Source organism: Saccharothrix sabaoui (assembly GCF_051756985.1).
GTDB lineage: Bacteria > Actinomycetota > Actinomycetes > Mycobacteriales > Pseudonocardiaceae > Actinosynnema.
This window is the reverse complement of sequence record NZ_JBPKJK010000190.1, coordinates 1-15,778: the sequence shown is the minus strand read 5'-3', so window position 1 is coordinate 15,778 and position 15,778 is coordinate 1. Positions and strand designations below refer to the sequence as shown.

General features: G+C 73.2%; 18 protein-coding genes. 14 read left to right on the top strand and 4 right to left on the bottom strand.

What is annotated here, in order from left to right:
- Positions 1 to 648, top strand: a 648-nt coding sequence (locus tag ACR807_RS36440; protein WP_438926065.1) for an enoyl-CoA hydratase-related protein, incomplete at its 5' end; no start/stop codon positions are given.
- Positions 649 to 818: 170 nt separating this feature from the next.
- Here ACR807_RS36440 and ACR807_RS36435 read toward each other — a convergent pair.
- The gene (locus ACR807_RS36435; RefSeq protein ID WP_438926064.1) at positions 819 to 1,355 is read right to left on the bottom strand and encodes an NUDIX domain-containing protein; all 537 of its coding nucleotides are present in this window, start codon (positions 1,353 to 1,355) and stop codon (positions 819 to 821) included.
- A gap of 199 nt (positions 1,356 to 1,554) precedes the next feature.
- Here ACR807_RS36435 and nucS point away from each other — a divergent pair, with 199 nt between their 5' ends.
- The 5 genes from nucS (at position 1,555) to ACR807_RS36410 (ending at position 7,349) form a co-directional block, all read left to right on the top strand.
- Positions 1,555 to 2,214, top strand: a complete 660-nt coding sequence (gene nucS / locus ACR807_RS36430) for an endonuclease NucS (RefSeq protein ID WP_438926063.1) — start codon at positions 1,555 to 1,557, stop codon at positions 2,212 to 2,214.
- Between the two features lie 382 nt (positions 2,215 to 2,596).
- On the top strand, positions 2,597 to 4,282 hold the full coding sequence (locus tag ACR807_RS36425) for a sodium:solute symporter family protein (protein WP_438926062.1): 1,686 nt from the start codon (positions 2,597 to 2,599) through the stop codon (positions 4,280 to 4,282).
- Between the two features lie 11 nt (positions 4,283 to 4,293).
- Complete coding sequence (locus tag ACR807_RS36420) at positions 4,294 to 4,566, top strand: hypothetical protein (RefSeq protein WP_438926061.1); 273 nt, start codon at positions 4,294 to 4,296, stop codon at positions 4,564 to 4,566.
- 197 nt (positions 4,567 to 4,763) lie between these two features.
- Positions 4,764 to 5,771: a DUF3558 domain-containing protein gene (locus tag ACR807_RS36415; protein WP_438926060.1), complete on the top strand. Its 1,008-nt coding sequence runs from the start codon at positions 4,764 to 4,766 to the stop codon at positions 5,769 to 5,771.
- 72 nt (positions 5,772 to 5,843) lie between these two features.
- On the top strand, positions 5,844 to 7,349 hold the full coding sequence (locus tag ACR807_RS36410) for an aldehyde dehydrogenase family protein (RefSeq protein ID WP_438926059.1): 1,506 nt from the start codon (positions 5,844 to 5,846) through the stop codon (positions 7,347 to 7,349).
- A 13-nt stretch (positions 7,350 to 7,362) separates the two neighbouring features.
- Here ACR807_RS36410 and ACR807_RS36405 read toward each other — a convergent pair whose 3' ends face one another.
- Positions 7,363 to 7,800 (bottom strand): VOC family protein, encoded by a 438-nt coding sequence (locus ACR807_RS36405; protein ID WP_438926058.1) that lies wholly within the window; start codon positions 7,798 to 7,800, stop codon positions 7,363 to 7,365.
- 158 nt (positions 7,801 to 7,958) lie between these two features.
- Between ACR807_RS36405 and dhaK the strand changes: the two genes are divergently transcribed.
- From dhaK to ACR807_RS36380, 5 genes are all read left to right on the top strand, one after another.
- A complete protein-coding gene (dhaK, locus tag ACR807_RS36400; protein WP_438926066.1) occupies positions 7,959 to 8,960 on the top strand; it encodes a dihydroxyacetone kinase subunit DhaK in 1,002 nt (333 codons plus the stop codon).
- Positions 8,960 to 9,592 carry a dihydroxyacetone kinase subunit DhaL gene (gene dhaL / locus ACR807_RS36395; protein WP_438926057.1) on the top strand — a complete coding sequence of 211 codons (633 nt, stop codon included), beginning with the start codon at positions 8,960 to 8,962 and terminating at the stop codon, positions 9,590 to 9,592. The genes dhaK and dhaL overlap by 1 nt, the downstream gene beginning before the upstream one ends.
- Positions 9,593 to 9,674: 82 nt before the next feature.
- Complete coding sequence (dhaM, locus tag ACR807_RS36390) at positions 9,675 to 10,334, top strand: dihydroxyacetone kinase phosphoryl donor subunit DhaM (RefSeq protein WP_438926056.1); 660 nt, start codon at positions 9,675 to 9,677, stop codon at positions 10,332 to 10,334.
- A gap of 135 nt (positions 10,335 to 10,469) precedes the next feature.
- Entirely contained in the window at positions 10,470 to 12,248 is a 1,779-nt protein-coding gene (locus ACR807_RS36385; protein WP_438926055.1) for a 3-hydroxyacyl-CoA dehydrogenase family protein, read from the top strand.
- Between the two features lie 38 nt (positions 12,249 to 12,286).
- Positions 12,287 to 12,880, top strand: coding sequence for a DUF3558 family protein (locus ACR807_RS36380; protein WP_438926054.1), 594 nt, complete (start codon positions 12,287 to 12,289; stop codon positions 12,878 to 12,880).
- Between the two features lie 18 nt (positions 12,881 to 12,898).
- Here ACR807_RS36380 and ACR807_RS36375 read toward each other — a convergent pair whose 3' ends face one another.
- Positions 12,899 to 13,108, bottom strand: coding sequence for an FmdB family zinc ribbon protein (locus ACR807_RS36375; protein WP_438926053.1), 210 nt, complete (start codon positions 13,106 to 13,108; stop codon positions 12,899 to 12,901).
- A gap of 215 nt (positions 13,109 to 13,323) precedes the next feature.
- On the opposite strand from ACR807_RS36375, the gene ACR807_RS36370 reads away from it, so the two are divergent.
- Together ACR807_RS36370 and ACR807_RS36365 are read left to right on the top strand one after the other, a co-directional pair.
- Positions 13,324 to 13,617: an Rv1322 family protein gene (locus ACR807_RS36370; RefSeq protein ID WP_438926052.1), complete on the top strand. Its 294-nt coding sequence runs from the start codon at positions 13,324 to 13,326 to the stop codon at positions 13,615 to 13,617.
- A 145-nt stretch (positions 13,618 to 13,762) separates the two neighbouring features.
- Complete coding sequence (locus ACR807_RS36365; protein ID WP_438926051.1) at positions 13,763 to 14,518, top strand: alpha/beta hydrolase; 756 nt, start codon at positions 13,763 to 13,765, stop codon at positions 14,516 to 14,518.
- Here the strand turns inward: ACR807_RS36365 and ACR807_RS36360 are convergent.
- Positions 14,494 to 15,024, bottom strand: a complete 531-nt coding sequence (locus ACR807_RS36360; RefSeq protein WP_438926050.1) for a GNAT family N-acetyltransferase — start codon at positions 15,022 to 15,024, stop codon at positions 14,494 to 14,496. The two genes, ACR807_RS36365 and ACR807_RS36360, sit on opposite strands and share 25 nt — an antisense overlap.
- A gap of 38 nt (positions 15,025 to 15,062) precedes the next feature.
- On the opposite strand from ACR807_RS36360, the gene ACR807_RS36355 reads away from it, so the two are divergent.
- Complete coding sequence (locus ACR807_RS36355; RefSeq protein ID WP_438926049.1) at positions 15,063 to 15,773, top strand: alpha/beta fold hydrolase; 711 nt, start codon at positions 15,063 to 15,065, stop codon at positions 15,771 to 15,773.
- Positions 15,774 to 15,778: the final 5 nt, after the last annotated feature.

The window sequence follows — 15,778 nt, the reverse complement described above, 5'->3', positions numbered from 1 at the left end:
GACGTCGCCGCGTCGGACGCGGTGGGCGTGGTGCTCGCGGGCGAGGGGCCGGTGTTCTGCGCCGGGCACGACTTCGCCGACGTGTCGTCCCGCGACCTGGAGGGCGTGCGCGAGCTGCTGACGCTGTGCACGGACCTCATGCGCACCATCGAGTCGGTGCCGCAGGTCGTGGTCGCCCGCGTGCACGGCCTGGCCACCGCGGCCGGCTGCCAGCTGGTGGCCTCCTGCGACCTGGCCGTGGCGTCCGAGGACGCGGCCTTCGCCCTGCCCGGCGGCAAGGGCGGCTGGTTCTGCCACACCCCGGCCGTGCCGGTGGCCCGCGCGATCGGCCGCAAGCGGCTGATGGAGCTGGCGCTCACCGGCGACCCGGTCGACGCGCGCACCGCCGAGCAGTGGGGCCTGGTCAACCGGGTCGTGCCCGCCGACGGGCTGGACGAGGCCGTGGACGACCTGGTGCGCCGCGCCACCCGCGGCAGCCGGTCGAGCAAGGCGCTCGGCAAGCAGACGATCTACGCCCAGCTCGACCGCCCCGAGGCCGACGCGTACGCGATCGCCGTGGAGGTCATGGCGGCCGCGTCCCAGACGCCGGCGGCGAAGGAGGGCATGTCGTCGTTCCTGGAGAAGCGCCCGGCGGTGTGGACCGACTGACCCCGGCCGCCGGCCGCCGCCCGCGACAGCGGCTTGACGAAGCCCACCGACGCGCCGTCCAGCGCACGTCGGTGAGCACGTCGGCGTTCGCCGGCAGCCCGGCCGACGTCAGCTCCGCGACCTCGTGACCCGCGCCGTCGCCGTTGCCCCGTCGCCGTCGCCGGGGGTGCTCACGGCTGGGCGTGCTCGTGCAGCAGGAGCAGGGTGTAGGCGGCGATCGACTGCGCGTCGGTGATCTCGCCGCGCGCGACCATCGCCTCGAACTCCGCGCGCGGGAACCACGCCGAGCGCATGTCCTGCTCCTCGTGCTCCCGCTCGTGGAAGCCCTCGACCAGCTCGGTCGCCAGGAACACCCGCCCGCGCTGGCTCGACATGCCCGGCGCCACGTCCAGCAGCCCCAGCTGCACCAGCCGGCCCGCGCGCAGCCCCGTCTCCTCGCGCAGCTCGCGCGCGGCCAGCTCCAGCGGGTCGAGGTCGGCGCGCTCCGGCGCCGTGCCCTGCGGGAACTCCCAGCGCCGCATCCCCAGCGGGTACCGGTACTGCTCGACCAGCCGGAGCCGTTCGCCGTCCATGGGGATCACCAACGCGAAGTCGGGTTTGTCCACCACGCCGTAGATCCCGGTCGTCCCGTCGGCGCGCCCGATCGCGTCCTCCCGGACCACCATCCACTGGTTCGCGTACACCTCACGCGATCCGAGGGTCTCCACGATCACTCTCCCTGTGCCTCTGCCTGTGCCTGTCCCGAGCGCGAACGACGACGCCCGCGGGCGAAGTACACCACCCGCCCGACCGCCGCCCGCGCCCGCCGACCCGGGCGGGCGCCCGCGGCACGGGGGCGCGGCGGGGACACGTCGGGCGACGGTACCTGTCGGTGCCCCGGCGCACGCACCCCGTAGCCTGTCGGCCGTGCGCCTCGTCATCGCTCGCTGCCAGGTCGACTACGTCGGACGCCTCACCGCCCATCTGCCGATGGCCCAGAGGCTGCTGCTGATCAAGGCGGACGGGTCCGTGTCGATCCACTCCGACGACCGCGCGTACAAGCCGCTGAACTGGATGAGCCCGCCGTGCTGGCTCATCGAGGACCCGGACATGTGGGTGGTGCAGAACAAGGCGGGGGAGAAGCTGATCATCACCCTGGCCGAGGTCCTGCACGACTCGAAGCACGAGCTGGGCCCCGAGCCGGGCCTGGTGAAGGACGGCGTCGAGTCGGACCTCCAGAAGCTGCTGGCCGAGCACGTCACCACCCTCGGCGAGGGCTGGACCCTGGTCCGCCGCGAGTTCCCCACGCCGATCGGCCCGGTCGACCTGATGTGCCGCGACGCCACCGGCACGTCCGTGGCGGTCGAGATCAAGCGCCGCGGCGAGATCGACGGCGTCGAACAGCTCACCCGCTACCTCGAACTCCTCAACCGCGACCCGCTCCTCGCCCCGGTCCGCGGCGTGTTCGCGGCGCAGCAGATCAAGCCCCAGGCGCGCACCCTCGCCGAGGACCGCGGCATCCGCTGCGTGGTCCTGGACTACGACGCGCTCCGCGGCATCGAATCCGACGAGTTCCGCCTGTTCTGACCCGCGTTCGGCGGTCCCCGGCGCCCCGTTGGGGCGCGTGGCGAGGCGTTGCCCGCGACCCGCGCCGACGTCCCCGTTCGAGCGCCCGGGGAACGAGCGTGCGACGACGAAGACCCGCCCCGCCCGTGCTGCCCCCCGCCCCGGCGCTCATGGCGGTGTGCGCGCCCACGGCGTGCGCGGACACGCCGTTCGTCCTCATGCGACAGCTCCCACCGGGCGATATGTCCCGTTCTTCCGGGTCGTGCACCCTCGTGCACCCGGAGGTTTAGACCTGGGTAGTTCAAACCGGCGAACCGCGGCCAAGTGCACTACGGTCAGCGTGATCGCTGTGGAGTAGTGTTCGTTGATGTTTGAGGTTGTTGGATCGGGGAGGTGGGCGAGGGTGCCCGTGCTCGCGCAGGCGGACCTGCGGCTTGACGCCGGACCGCTGGACTACACGCTGTTGGCGGTCTACTTCGTGTTCGTGCTCGGCATCGGCTTCCTGGCCCGCAGGTCGGTGTCGTCGAGCCTGGACTTCCTGCTCTCCGGCCGGTCGCTCCCCGCGTGGGTGACGGGCCTGGCGTTCATCTCGGCCAACCTCGGCGCGATCGAGCTGCTCGGCATGGCGGCCAACGGCGCGCAGTACGGCATGGCCACGATGCACTACTACTGGATCGGCGCGATCCCGGCCATGGTGTTCCTGGGCATCGTGATGATGCCCTTCTACTACGGCTCGAAGGTCCGCAGCGTCCCCGAGTTCCTCCGCCGCCGCTTCGGCAAGGGCGCCCACCTGGTCAACGCGCTCAGCTTCGCCGCGGCCCAGGTGCTGATCGCCGGCGTAAACCTCTACGCGCTGGCGTTCCTGCTGAACCTGCTGCTCGGCTGGCCGATCCCGTTCTCGGTGGTCGCCGCCGCGCTGATCGTCCTCGCCTACACCACCCTCGGCGGCCTGTCCGCGGCGATCTACAACGAGGTCCTCCAGTTCTTCGTCATCGTCGCCGCGCTGCTGCCGCTCACCATCGTGGGCCTGCACAAGGTCGGCGGCTGGGACGGCCTGGTCGAGAAGGTCACCGCCGGCCCCGGCGGTCCGGAGAACCTGTCGTCGTGGCCCGCCACCGAGCTGACCGGCATCGAGAACCCGGTGCTCAGCGTCATCGGCATCGTGTTCGGCCTGGGCTTCGTGCTGTCGTTCGGCTACTGGACGACGAACTTCGCCGAGGTGCAGCGCGCGCTGTCCGCGAAGTCCATGTCCGCGGCCCGGCGCACGCCCATCATCGGCGCGTACCCCAAGGTGCTCATCCCGTTCGTCATCATCATCCCGGGCATCATCGCCGCGCTGGTCGTGCCGGAGCTGGCGGAGCTCAAGGCGGGCGGCGACGGCGGCGGCATCGCCTACAACAACGCGCTGCCCGCGCTGATCGAGGAGCTGCTGCCCAACGGCATGCTCGGCATCGCGATCACGGGTCTGCTGGCGTCGTTCATGGCCGGTGTCGCGGCGAACGTGTCCAGCTTCAACACGGTCTTCACGTACGACCTGTGGCAGGACTACGTCAAGAAGGACCGGCCCGACGAGTACTACCTGCGCATCGGCCGCCTGGCCACGATCGGCGGCACGGTCATCGCCATCGGCACGGCGTTCCTGGCCGCCGGCTACGGCAACATCATGGACTACATCCAGGCGCTGTTCTCGTTCTTCAACGCGCCGCTGTTCGCGACGTTCATCCTGGGCATGTTCTGGAAGCGGATGTCGGCGGCGGCGGGCTGGTCGGGCCTGGTCGCGGGCACGCTCGCCGCGGTGGCGGTCTTCGTGCTCGCCGAGACCGGCGTGCTCGACCTGCCGGGCCAGGGCGCGAGCTTCCTGGGCGCGGGCGTCGCGTTCGTGGTGGACATCGCGGTCAGCGTCGCGGTCACGCTGTTCACCCGGCCGGTGCCGGAGGAGCGGTTGCGCGGGCTGGTCTACAGCCTGACGCCCAAGGAGGACCGCAAGCACTCGACCACCGGTGAGGACGCGGGCTGGTACCGCTCGCCCGCCGTGCTCGGCGCGGGCGTCCTGGTCATCACCGTCGTGCTCAACATCGTCTTCGCCTGAGGGAGGTCGTCATGGCGGCGCACAAGGCAGGTCTCTTCGACCTCCGGCTGGTGATCGCGGTGCTCTTCGCGATCTACGGAGTGGTCCTGGTGGTGGTCGGACTCGGCTTCACCGACGAGTCCGACCTCGCCAAGGCGGACGGGCTCAACATCAACCTGTGGTCGGGTGTCGGCATGGTCGTCGTGGCGGCGCTCTTCGCCGCCTGGGCGACCCTGCGGCCCGTCGTCGTGCCGGACGAGCCCGCGGGCGAGGGCTCGGCCGAGGGGGCTCAGCGCCGGGGGTAGAGCGGGTTGAACGCCTCGACCGTCCAGGTGTCGAACCGGCGGAGGGCGCGTCGGACGCGGTGGCGCATTCGGTGCTCCTTTCGTTGGTCGCACCAGGGTCAGCGCCCCGGCTCTCTGAATCGTTCCCGAAGGCTCCCGTGAGGCCGAACACAGGGTTCCCGCCACGAATGGGGGAACCGGTCGCTACCGTGCACCTCGTGAAGCGTCCCGTCGTCGTCCTGAGCGCGGTCCTCAGCGCGGTCGTCCTGGTCGCCGGCTGCGCCGGGACGGACCTGGCGAAGCAGCGGTTCCCCCGTACGACCATCCCGGCGAACGCGGAGAACGTCGCCGACCCGACCGGTACCAGCCAGGCGTCGCCCACCGGCCAGGGCCAGCCGGTCGACGCGGCCTTCGCGCCGGACAGGCTGCGGCTCACCGACCCGTGCGAGCTGCTCGACGAGGACGTGCTCAAGGGCCTGGGCACGCCCGGCGACCGGTCGCGCAGCGGCTACAGCCGGTGCTCGAACTTCATGACCGACAAGGCGGGCAAGGACCTCGCGGTCACCGTCGAGCTGGGGCAGACGATGACCTCCGAGGTCAAGAACGCCGACAAGCAGCTCGCCGGCCTGCGCAGCTTCGAGCAGACGCTGGACAACAGCGCGTGCTTCGTCTCGGTGATCACCCAGGAGAAGCCGGGCCTGGGCATCACCGTGCAGATCGGCTACAAGGACGGCGACGCGTGCGCGCCGGGGCGCACCGTGGCCGAGTCCGTGGTGGCGCAGGTCCGGGACCGCGAGGGCGTCATCACGCCCGCCAAGGGGTCGCTGATCACGCTCGACCCGTGCGCGCTGCCGGACGCCGCCGCGGTGGAGGCGGCCGTGGGCACCGGTCACCGCGTGTACCCGTACGGGCTGCACAACTGCGCGTGGGTCGGCGACGGCCCCGAGCTGACGGTGGACTTCCGGCAGACCTACGTCCCCGCCGACCGCGAGTTCGACGAGGGGCAGACCGAGGTCGACCTGGGCGGCGGCGTCAAGGGGTACCAGAAGTCCAGCTCCACGGCGTTCCCCTCGTGCGAGGTGAAGTGGGTGCAGCGGGAGACGGGCGACGACGAGGGCGAGGTCGTCGAGGTGAAGTCGGCCGGCCCGGAGGACGCGGAGTTCGACCGCTGCGCCACCGCTGTCGCCTTCGCCAAGACCCTGCTGGTCAAGATCCCGAAGGGCTGAACGGGGGCTGACATCACGGCCAGTTACCCGTTACTGTTCGGTAACACCCCGCGCACCACCCTGGAGGGCCCGATGACGCAGCTCGCTCCGACCACCAGCGCGCGGGCCGACGACGAGCAGAAGCGGTTCGCCTCCCTGGACCCGCGCACCGGCGAGGTCGTCGCGCACCACCCCATCGCCTCCGAGGCCGACGTGCGCGAGGCCGTGCGGGCCGCCCGCGACGCGGCGGTGTTCTGGGCCGGCCTCGGCTTCGACGGCCGCCGCGCCCGGCTCGACGCGTGGCGGAAGCTCCTGGTCAAGCGCCTCGACGAGTTCCAGCAGCTGATCAGCGCGGAGACCGGCAAGTCCGCCGACGACGCCCGCACCGAGCTGGCGCTGGTCATCGAGCACCTGCACTGGGCGGGCAAGCACGCGGCGAAGGTGCTCGGCAAGCGCAAGGTGCCCTCCGGCCTGCTCATGTACAACTTCGCGGCCAGCCTGGAGTACCGGCCGCTCGGCGTGGTCGGCGTCATCGGGCCGTGGAACTACCCGGCGCTCACGCCCGTGGGCTCGATCGGCTACGCGCTGGCCGCCGGCAACGCCGTGGTGTTCAAGCCCTCCGAGTTCACCCCCGGCGTCGGGGTGTTCATCGCCGACACGTTCGCCCAGGTCGTCCCCGAGTACCCGGTGCTGCAGGCGGTGACCGGGTTCGGCGAGACCGGCGCGGCGCTGTGCGCGTCCGGTGTGGACAAGATCGCGTTCACCGGCTCCACGGCCACCGGCAAGAAGGTCATGGCCGCGTGCGCGACGACCCTCACGCCGGTGCTGCTGGAGTGCGGCGGCAAGGACCCGCTGATCGTGGCCGAGGACGCGGACGTGAAGGCCGCCGCGGAGGCCGCCGTGTGGGGCGGGATCTTCAACGCGGGCCAGACGTGCGCGGGCGTCGAGGTGGCGCTGGTCGCGGACGCCGTCTACGACGAGTTCGTCGCCCTGGTCACCGCGAAGGCCGCGAAGCTGCGCCCCGGCGGCGAGCCCGACGCGGACTTCGGGCCGATCACCATGCCCAAGCAGGTCGAGGTCATCCAGTCGCACGTCGCCGACGCCCTGGAGCGCGGCGCGCGGGCCGTCGTCGGCGGGCTGGAGTCGATCCGGCCGCCGTACGTGGAACCCGTCGTGCTGGTGGACGTGCCCGACGACGCGAAGGCCGCGACCGACGAGACGTTCGGCCCCACCCTGGTGGTGACCCGGGTCGCCGACGCCGACGAGGCCGTGCGCCGCGCCAACGCCCACCAGTACGGGCTCGGCGCGTCGGTGTTCTCCCGCAACCGCGGCGAGGAGCTGGCCGACCGGCTGCGCTGCGGCATGGTGTCGGTGAACTCGGTGCTCGCGTACGCGTCGGTGGGCGCGCTGCCGTTCGGCGGGGTCGGCGACTCCGGGTTCGGCCGCATCCACGGCGAGGACGGCCTGCGCGAGTTCACGTTCGCGCACTCCGTGGCGCGCAAGCGGTTCTCGGCGCTGCTCAACCCCATGACCTACGAGCGCGGCTCCCGGACCGTCCGCCACGTGCTGCGGATGGTCCGGTTCCTGCACGGCCGCTGAGCGGCCCGGACCGTCAGTCCAGGCAGAACTCGTTGCCCTCGGGGTCGGCCAGCACGAGGTGGCCGGCGCCGAGCGGCGGGGCGGGTTCGTGGCGCGAGAGGCGGGTGGCGCCGAGGGCGACGAGCCGTTCGGCCTCCGCCTCCAGGGCCGCCATCCGCTCGTCGCCGCGCAGCCCGGGCGCGGCCCGCACGTCGAGGTGCGCGCGGTTCTTGCCCGGCTTGCCCTCCGGCACCCGCTGGAAGTACAGCCGCGGCCCGGAGCCGTCCGGGTCAACCGCGGCCGAGGCGTCGTTGCGCCGCTCCGGAGGCACGCCCATCGCCGCGAGGGCCTGGTCCCACGACGCGAAGCCCGGGGGCGGGTCCTGCACCCGGTAGCCGAGGGCCTCGGCCCAGAACGCGGCGAGCGCGGCCGGGTCGGCGCAGTCGAAGGTGAACTGGACGTCGCGGGCCATGTCAGCTCGCCTCCTGGTGGATCGGGTGGATCGGGTGGGTCACGCCGCCATCCTCGCGCGAATAGCGGACGGTCACCGTCCTCGATGCCGTCGGTCGGCGCCCGGAGCGGGGAGTGGGGTAGGAATGGGTGATCAGCGTCGATCGGGAGGTCACCGCCGTGAAGAAGATCATCAACGATCCGGCGACCGTCGTGGCGGACGCGCTGCGCGGGATGGCCCTCGCGCACGCGGACCTGCTCGACGTCTCGTACGACCCGGCGGTGGTCGTGCGGGCCGACGCGCCCGTGCCGGGCAAGGTCGCCCTGGTGTCCGGCGGCGGGTCGGGGCACGAGCCGCTGCACGCCGGGTTCGTCGGGCGCGGGATGCTCGACGCGGCGTGCCCCGGCGCGGTGTTCACCTCGCCCACGCCCGACCAGGTCGCGGCGGCCGTGGCGCGCACCGACGGCGGCGCGGGCGCGCTGCTCGTGGTCAAGAACTACACCGGTGACGTGCTGAACTTCGAGACCGCCGCCGAGCTGGCCGCGGCCGACGGCGTGGACGTGCGCACGGTCGTGGTCGACGACGACGTGGCGGTCAAGGACTCGCTCTACACGGCCGGGCGGCGCGGCGTCGGCGGCACCGTGCTGCTGGAGAAGCTCGTCGGGGCCGCCGCCGAGCGCGGGACGGACCTCGACGGCTGCGAGGCGCTGGCGCGGCGGGTCGTGGCGAACGTCCGCTCGATGGGGCTCGCGCTGACCGCGTGCACCGTGCCGCACGCGGGCGAGCCGTCGTTCACCCTCGCCGACGACGAGATGGAGCTGGGCATCGGCATCCACGGCGAGCCGGGGCGCCACCGCGTGCCGGTGGGTCCCGCCGACGACCTGGTGCCCGCCCTGCTCGACCCGGTCCTGGAGGACCTGCCGTTCGGCGCCGGCGACCGGGTGCTGCTGTTCACCAACTCGATGGGCGGGACGCCGCTGATGGAGCTGTACCTGGCGCACGGCATCGCGGAGCGGCTGCTCGCGGAACGGGGGATCGCGGTGGAACGACGGCTCGTCGGCCCGTACGTCACCAGCCTGGAGATGCAGGGCGTGTCGCTGACCCTGCTGAAGCTCGACGACGAGATGGTCGAGCTGTGGGACGCGCCCGTGCACACCCCGGCGCTGCGGTGGGGTGCCTGATGGCGTGCGCGGCGGAGGACGTGGCGCGGGCGCTGCGGGCGGTGGCGGCCGTGGTGCGGGAGCACCGCGAGGAGCTGGTCCGGCTCGACCGCGAGATCGGCGACGGCGACCACGGCGAGAACCTGGCCCGCGGCTTCACCGCGCTGGTGTCCAAGTTGGACGGTGAGGTGCCCTCCTCGCCCGGCGGCGTGCTGCGGCTCGTGGCGACGACGTTGATCTCCACCGTCGGCGGTGCCGCCGGCCCGCTGTACGGCACGGCGTTCCTGCGCGCGGCCACCTCGGTCGGCGACGTGGCGACGCTCGACGGGGCGGCGGTGGCGCGGGCCGTGCAGGCCGCGCTGGAGGGCGTGGTGGCGCGCGGCAAGGCGGCCGTGGGCGACAAGACGATGGTCGACGCCCTGACCCCGGCGGTGGTGGCCGCCGAGGCGACGGCGGCGTCCGGTGGCGACGCGGCGGCCGTCCTGACGGCGGCGGCGGACGCGGCCGAGGAGGGCGCGACCTCCACCACGCCGCTGGTGGCGCGCAAGGGGCGGGCCTCCTACCTGGGGGAACGCAGCGCGGGTCACCTCGACCCGGGCGCCCGTTCGACGGCGTTGATCCTGCGCGCGCTCGCCGGGCGGGCCGCGCGGTGACCGCGTCCGGTGGTGGGCCGTCGGTGACGGCCGTGGACTGCTCCGCGCGCCGCGTGGGCGGCGCCGCGAACCTGGAGGCGTCGTGATCGGGTTGGTCGTCGTGTCGCACAGCCGGCGCTTGGCGGAGGGCGTCGCCGAGCTGGCCGGGCAGATGGCCCCGTCGGTGACCATCGCGGCGGTCGGCGGTGACGGCGCGGGCGGGCTCGGGACCGACTTCGTCGCGGTCACCGAGGCCGTCGCGGGCGCGGACTCCGGTGACGGCGTCGTCGTGCTGTTCGACCTGGGCAGCGCGCGGATGGTCGCCGAGATGGCCGCCGAGGAGGCCGGGGTGACCGTGCTCGTGGTCGACGCGCCGCTGGTCGAGGGCGCGGTGGCGGCGGCGGTGCGGGCGCAGGGCGGCGCCGGGCTGGAGGAGGTGGCGGCGGCCGCGTCGTCGGCCCTCGTGCCCGAGGACGTCCCCGCCGCGGCCGGCGCCGAGGTCGTGCGGACCTCGGTCGTGCTGACCGACGAGATGGGCATGCACGCCCGGCCCGCGGCGCTGCTGGTGCAGGCGCTCACCGCGCTGGACGCCCTGGTGGTGGTGCGGTTCGGCGCCGCCGAGGCCGACGCCAAGAGCGTGCTGGCGTTGATGGGGCTGGGCATCCCGGGCGGTGCGGAGGTCCGGGTCGAGGCGTCCGGACCGGACGCGGCGGAGGCCGTGCGCAGGGTCGAGGACCTGGTCGCGAGGGGGTTCGCGGGGTGAGGTCCCCGGCCTTCCGCTGAACCGGTCACTTGCTCGATACCGATGGTGAAGCTCACGCGAACGACGCGTGACGACCGTGGCACAGTGGCCACAAGTTACCGTCTGGTAGCCACTCCGGTGAGTGGGAGGTACGCAGTGACGCGCCAGTTCAGCACGGTCGGGATCGTCGGCCTGGGCACCATGGGCGCGGGCATCGCCGAGGTGCTCGCCCGCACCGGGCTCACCGTCGTCGCGGTCGACGTGGACGAGGACGGCCTCGCCCGCGGCCGGGGCCACCTGGACCACTCCACCGGGCGCGCCGTGGCGCGCGGCAAGCTCACCGAGGACGAGCGCGCCGAACTGCTGGGCCGCATCTCGTACGCCACCTCGCTGGACGCCCTCGCGGACGCCGACCTCGTCGTCGAGGCCGTGCCGGAGCGCATGGAGCTCAAGGCCGGGGTGTTCACCGCGCTCGACCGGATCTGCCGCCCCGACGCGGTCTTCGCGTCCAACACGTCCTCACTGTCGATCACCGAGATCGGTGTCCACACCGGACGGCCGGGCAAGGTCGTCGGCCTGCACTTCTTCAACCCCACGCCGGTGCTCAAGCTCGTCGAGGTGGTGCGCACCGTCGTCACCGAGCCGGACGTGGTGACCGACGTCGTCGCGTTCGCCGAGTCGCTGGGCAAGACCCCGGTCGTGATCGGCGACCGCGCCGGGTTCATCGCCAACGCGCTGCTGTTCGGCTACCTCAACCACGCCGTGCGCATGTACGAGTCCCGCTACGCGACGAGGGAGGACCTCGACGCGGCCATGCGGCACGGCTGCGGCTACCCCATGGGCCCGCTGGCGCTGCTCGACCTGATCGGGCTGGACACCGCCTACGAGATCCTGGACACGATGTACCACCAGTCGCGCAACCGGCTGCACGCCCCGGCGCCGCTGCTCAAGCAGATGATCACCGCGGGCCTGCTGGGCCGCAAGAGCGGGCGCGGCTTCTACACCTACGACGGCCCGGACTCGCCGGTCGTCGTGCCGGACGTGCACACGCCCGTCGCCACCGCCGACGCCACGCCGTCGCGCGAGGTGCGGCGGGTCGGCGTGATCGGCACCGGCACCATGGCCACCGGCATCGTCGAGGTGTTCGCCAAGCGCGGGTACGACGTGGTGCTGCGGGCGCGGTCGCGGGACAAGGCGTCGGCGGCGGTCGGGGCGGTGCGCAAGTCGCTGGAGAAGGCGGTGTCGCGCGGCAAGCTGTCCGGGGCCGACCGGGACGCCGCGCTCGCCCGCGTCACGCCCGTCGTGGAGTTCGTCGACCTCGCCGACTGCGACCTGGTGGTCGAGGCCGTCGCCGAGGAGCTGTCGGTCAAGAAGGACGTGTTCGCGGCGCTGGACGAGGTGTGCAAGCCGGGCGCGGTGCTCGCGACCACCACGTCGTCCCTGCCGGTCATCGAGTGCGCGGCGGCCACCTCGCGGCCCGGCGACGTCGTCGGCCTGCACTTCTTCAACCCGGCGCAGGTGATGAAGCTCGTCGAGGTCGTGGAGACCATCTCCACCTCGGCCGACGTCGTCGCCACCGCCCGCCGCGTGTGCCTCGACCTCGGCAAGGTGCCGGTGCACTGCGGCGACCGGGCCGGGTTCATCGTCAACGCCCTGCTGTTCCCGTACCTCAACGACGCGGTGAAGATGCTGGAGGCCCACTACGCCTCCGCCGACGACATCGACGAGGCCATGAAGGTCGGCTGCTCCCTGCCCATGGGGCCGTTCGCGCTGCTCGACGTGGTCGGCCTGGACGTGTCGCTCGCCATCGAGCGCACCCTCTACCTGGAGTTCCGCGAGGCCGGGTTCGCCCCCGCGCCGCTGCTGGAGCACCTCGTGAAGGCAGGTCGCCTGGGCCGGAAGACGGGGAAGGGTTTTCGCGATTACGCGGCCTGAGTGCGTGTCCGGTCCCGGCGTTTGGCATCGTGGGCACCATGCGGCGTGTGGTGATCTCGCTCCTGGTGGCGGTGCTCGGCCTGACGGGCGCCTGTGCGTACACGGTCAACGGCACCCCGGTCGCGGAACAGGTGCTCGACGTCGACCCGCCCTTCACCTCGGGGTCGGAGCCCACACCGACGGACGAGGACGACCCGTCGTCCACGTCCGACCCCGACGCGGGCCAGGTCGGTGACATCTGCGCGCTGATCAGCTGGAAGGACCTGCCCTACGAGGTCGAGGACAAGAACGCCGAGCCGACCGAGACCGGCTACGACACGACGTTCGACCAGTCGTGCAAGTGGCAGACGTCCGTCGGCTCGCTCGACGTCGGCGTCACGCTCCGCTTCCGCGAGGGCAAGACCATCACGCTGGAGCAGAGCAACGGCGAGTTCGAGGTCGGCGACCGCAAGGTCACCTACTTCGACCGGACCACGGACACCACCGTCCAGCCGTCGTGCGTGCTGGTGATGGACTACGCGGGCGGCGGCATCGGCATCATCGTGATCGACGGCACCGCCCGCTTCGGCGGCATCTGCGACCAGGGCAGGAAGGTCGCCGAGGTGCTGCTGGAGAAGGAGCCCGCCGGCTGAGCCGGGCCCCGGCCCCGGTCAGCCGCAGCAACCGCCGCCGCAGCAGCCCCCGCCGCCACCACCACCGGCGGGGGTGGCGGCCTTGCCGGCCAGCCCCACCACGGACAGCAGCTTCACGGTGTCGTCGTGGCCGTGCGGGCACGGCGCGGGCGCGTCGGAGTCGCTCATCGAGCGCTTCACGTCGAAGGTGGACCCGCACGCCTTGCAGCGGAACTCGTAGGTGGGCACGTCGCCCATTCTCCCCGCCGACCCGGCGGCGGCACCAGCGAGGGCACCCCGACGGCGGACAGCAGCCCTGCGGATCACCGATGGCGACGCGACCACCGCCCGGCCACGCGCTCATCCCGCAGACCACAGACCGCGAACCGCAGACCACAGACCGCAGACCGCGAACCGCGAACCGTGGGCGATCGGCGTCCGGCGGGCGGATAACCTGGTCCCTCGTGCCCCGCCGCAACCGCCCGCAGCGCCCCCAGCAACCGTCACCCGTCGGTGGCCACGGGTGGGCGCGCGCGGAGAGCGGACCGGACGGCGAGTGGGTGGTCCGGTCCGTCCCGGGCGCCGCGACCACCAAGACCTACCGCTGCCCCGGCTGCGACCACGAGATCCGGCCCGGCACCCCGCACGTCGTCGCCTGGCCGGCCGCCGACCACGGCTCGATCGAGGACCGGCGGCACTGGCACCAGGGCTGCTGGACGGCACGAGGGCGTCGGGGACCCACGGCGCGTCGGTGGTGAGAGCGCTCTCGCGGAAGGGCGTGTCTGACCCGCCGCGTGCGGACCCCGCTCGGGCTGCGGGCTGCGGGCTCGGAGCTGCGGGATCGGGCTGCGGCGTGGATGGTGGCGGATCGGAGGGCGGACCGTGGAGCGGGAGGGAGCAGGCGTGAGCGAGGTGCCCATCACGGGCAGCACCGTGCTGCCCGCGCGGCGCGAGGCGGTGGTGCTGCGGACCGAGGACGGGTTGTCGCTGGTCGGCGAGCTGTCCCTGCCCGCCGCACGCGAACCCCGGGCCACGCTGGTGCTGCTGCACCCCCTGCCGACGCACGGCGGGATGATGGACTCCCACCTGCTGCGCAAGGCCGCGTGGCGGCTGCCCGCCCTGGCCGACCTCGCGGTGCTGCGGTTCAACACGCGCGGGACGGCCAGTGAGGCCGGGCGCAGCGAGGGCGCGTTCGACCACGCCGTGGGCGAGCGGCTGGACGTCGCCGCCGCACTGGCGTTCACGGCCGAGCGCGACCTGTCCGCCGTCTGGCTGGTCGGCTGGTCGTTCGGCACCGACCTCGCCCTGATGCACGGGTGCGACCCGCGCGTCCAGGGCGCGGTGCTGATCTCCCCGCCCCTGCGGTGGAGCGAGGAGGAGCACCTGCGCGTGTGGTCGCGCTCGGGCAAGCCGGTGGTGTGCCTCGTGCCCGAGCACGACACCTTCCTGCCCCCGGAACCGGCCAGGCGGCGGTTCGGCGCGGGCATCCCGACCGCGGACGTGATCGACTTCCCCGGGGCCGGGCACCTCATGGTCGGGCAGTCCGACGAGGTGCTCGACGCGATCGTCGCCGCGGCCGTGCCCGAGGTGCCCACGCCGTTGCCGCGCACCTGGTCCGGCCCTCACGAGCGGCGTCAGGTGGCCATCGTGACCTCCTGACGCCGCCAGACCAGCACCGGCCCCTCGACGGTCCTGCTGTCGCCCACGTGCGCGAAGCCCAGCTTCTCCGCGACGCGCTGGGAGGGCGTGTTGTCGGGGTCGGTAATGATCACCACCGGACGGTCCGGCCGGGCCAGGGCGGCCCACTCGACGGCCGCGCGCGCCATCTCGGGGGCGTAGCCCCGGCCCCAGTGCCGGGGGCGGAACCGGTAGAACAGGTTGAGCGCCGGTTCCCCGTCCAGCTCGTGGTGGCGCAGCCCGCCGAAGCCGATGACCTCCCCGGTCTCCGGCAGCTCCACCGCCCAGTACCCGATGCCGTCGCGCGCCCAGTGGGCCTGCCACTCCACCAGCATCGCCGCCGCCTGCTCGGCGGACGGCGGGCCGGGTGGGTTGAAGCGGTTCGTCCCCGGATCGGACAGCACGGTGATCGCGGAGCGCACGTCGCCCGGCCCGACGCGCCTGAGCAGGAGGCGGTCGGTGCGGATCGGGTCCGGGTTCGAGGTCATGGTCGCGACGCTATCGACGGGGACCGACAATCCGGGGTGTGGATTCCTTGCCCTTGGTGCTGCTGCACGCGTTCCCGCTCGACTCGCGGATGTGGGACGGGGTGCGTGACCAGCTGAAACCCGTCACGATCGACCAGCGCGGCGGTGATCGTTCACCCGATCTGGTGGTCATCGCGGAGGACGTGCTGGCCGAGCTGGACCGGCTGGGCGTCGAGCGCGCCGTGGTCGGCGGCTGCTCCATGGGCGGCTACGTGGCGATGGCCCTGCTGCGGCGCGCGCCCGAGCGGGTCGCCGGGCTCGTGCTGGCCGACACGCGGTCCGGCGCGGACACCGACGAGGCCAGGGCGAACCGGCTGGCGATGGCCGCGCGGGTGGAGGCCGAGGGCGTCGGCTGGGTGCCGGACGCGGTGCTCCCCGGGCTGCTCGGGCCCGAGCCGGACGACGCCGTGGTCGACCGCCTGCGTGAAGCGGTCCTGGGCCGTGACCCGGCCGAGGTGGTGTGGGCGCAGCGGGCGATGGCCGCGCGACCGGACTCGACGCGGCTGCTCGCGGACGTCGACGTGCCGGCGTTGGTGCTGGTCGGGGAGCACGACCGGCTCACGCCGCCCGAGTCGGCCCGGGAGATGGCGGCGGTGCTGCGGCGGGCGGAGCTGGTGGAGCTGCCCGGCGTGGGCCACCTGTCGCCGGTGGAGGACCCGGCGGCGTTCGCGGCGGCGGTGGTGGCCTGGCGGCAGCGCGTGGACCTGTGACGAGC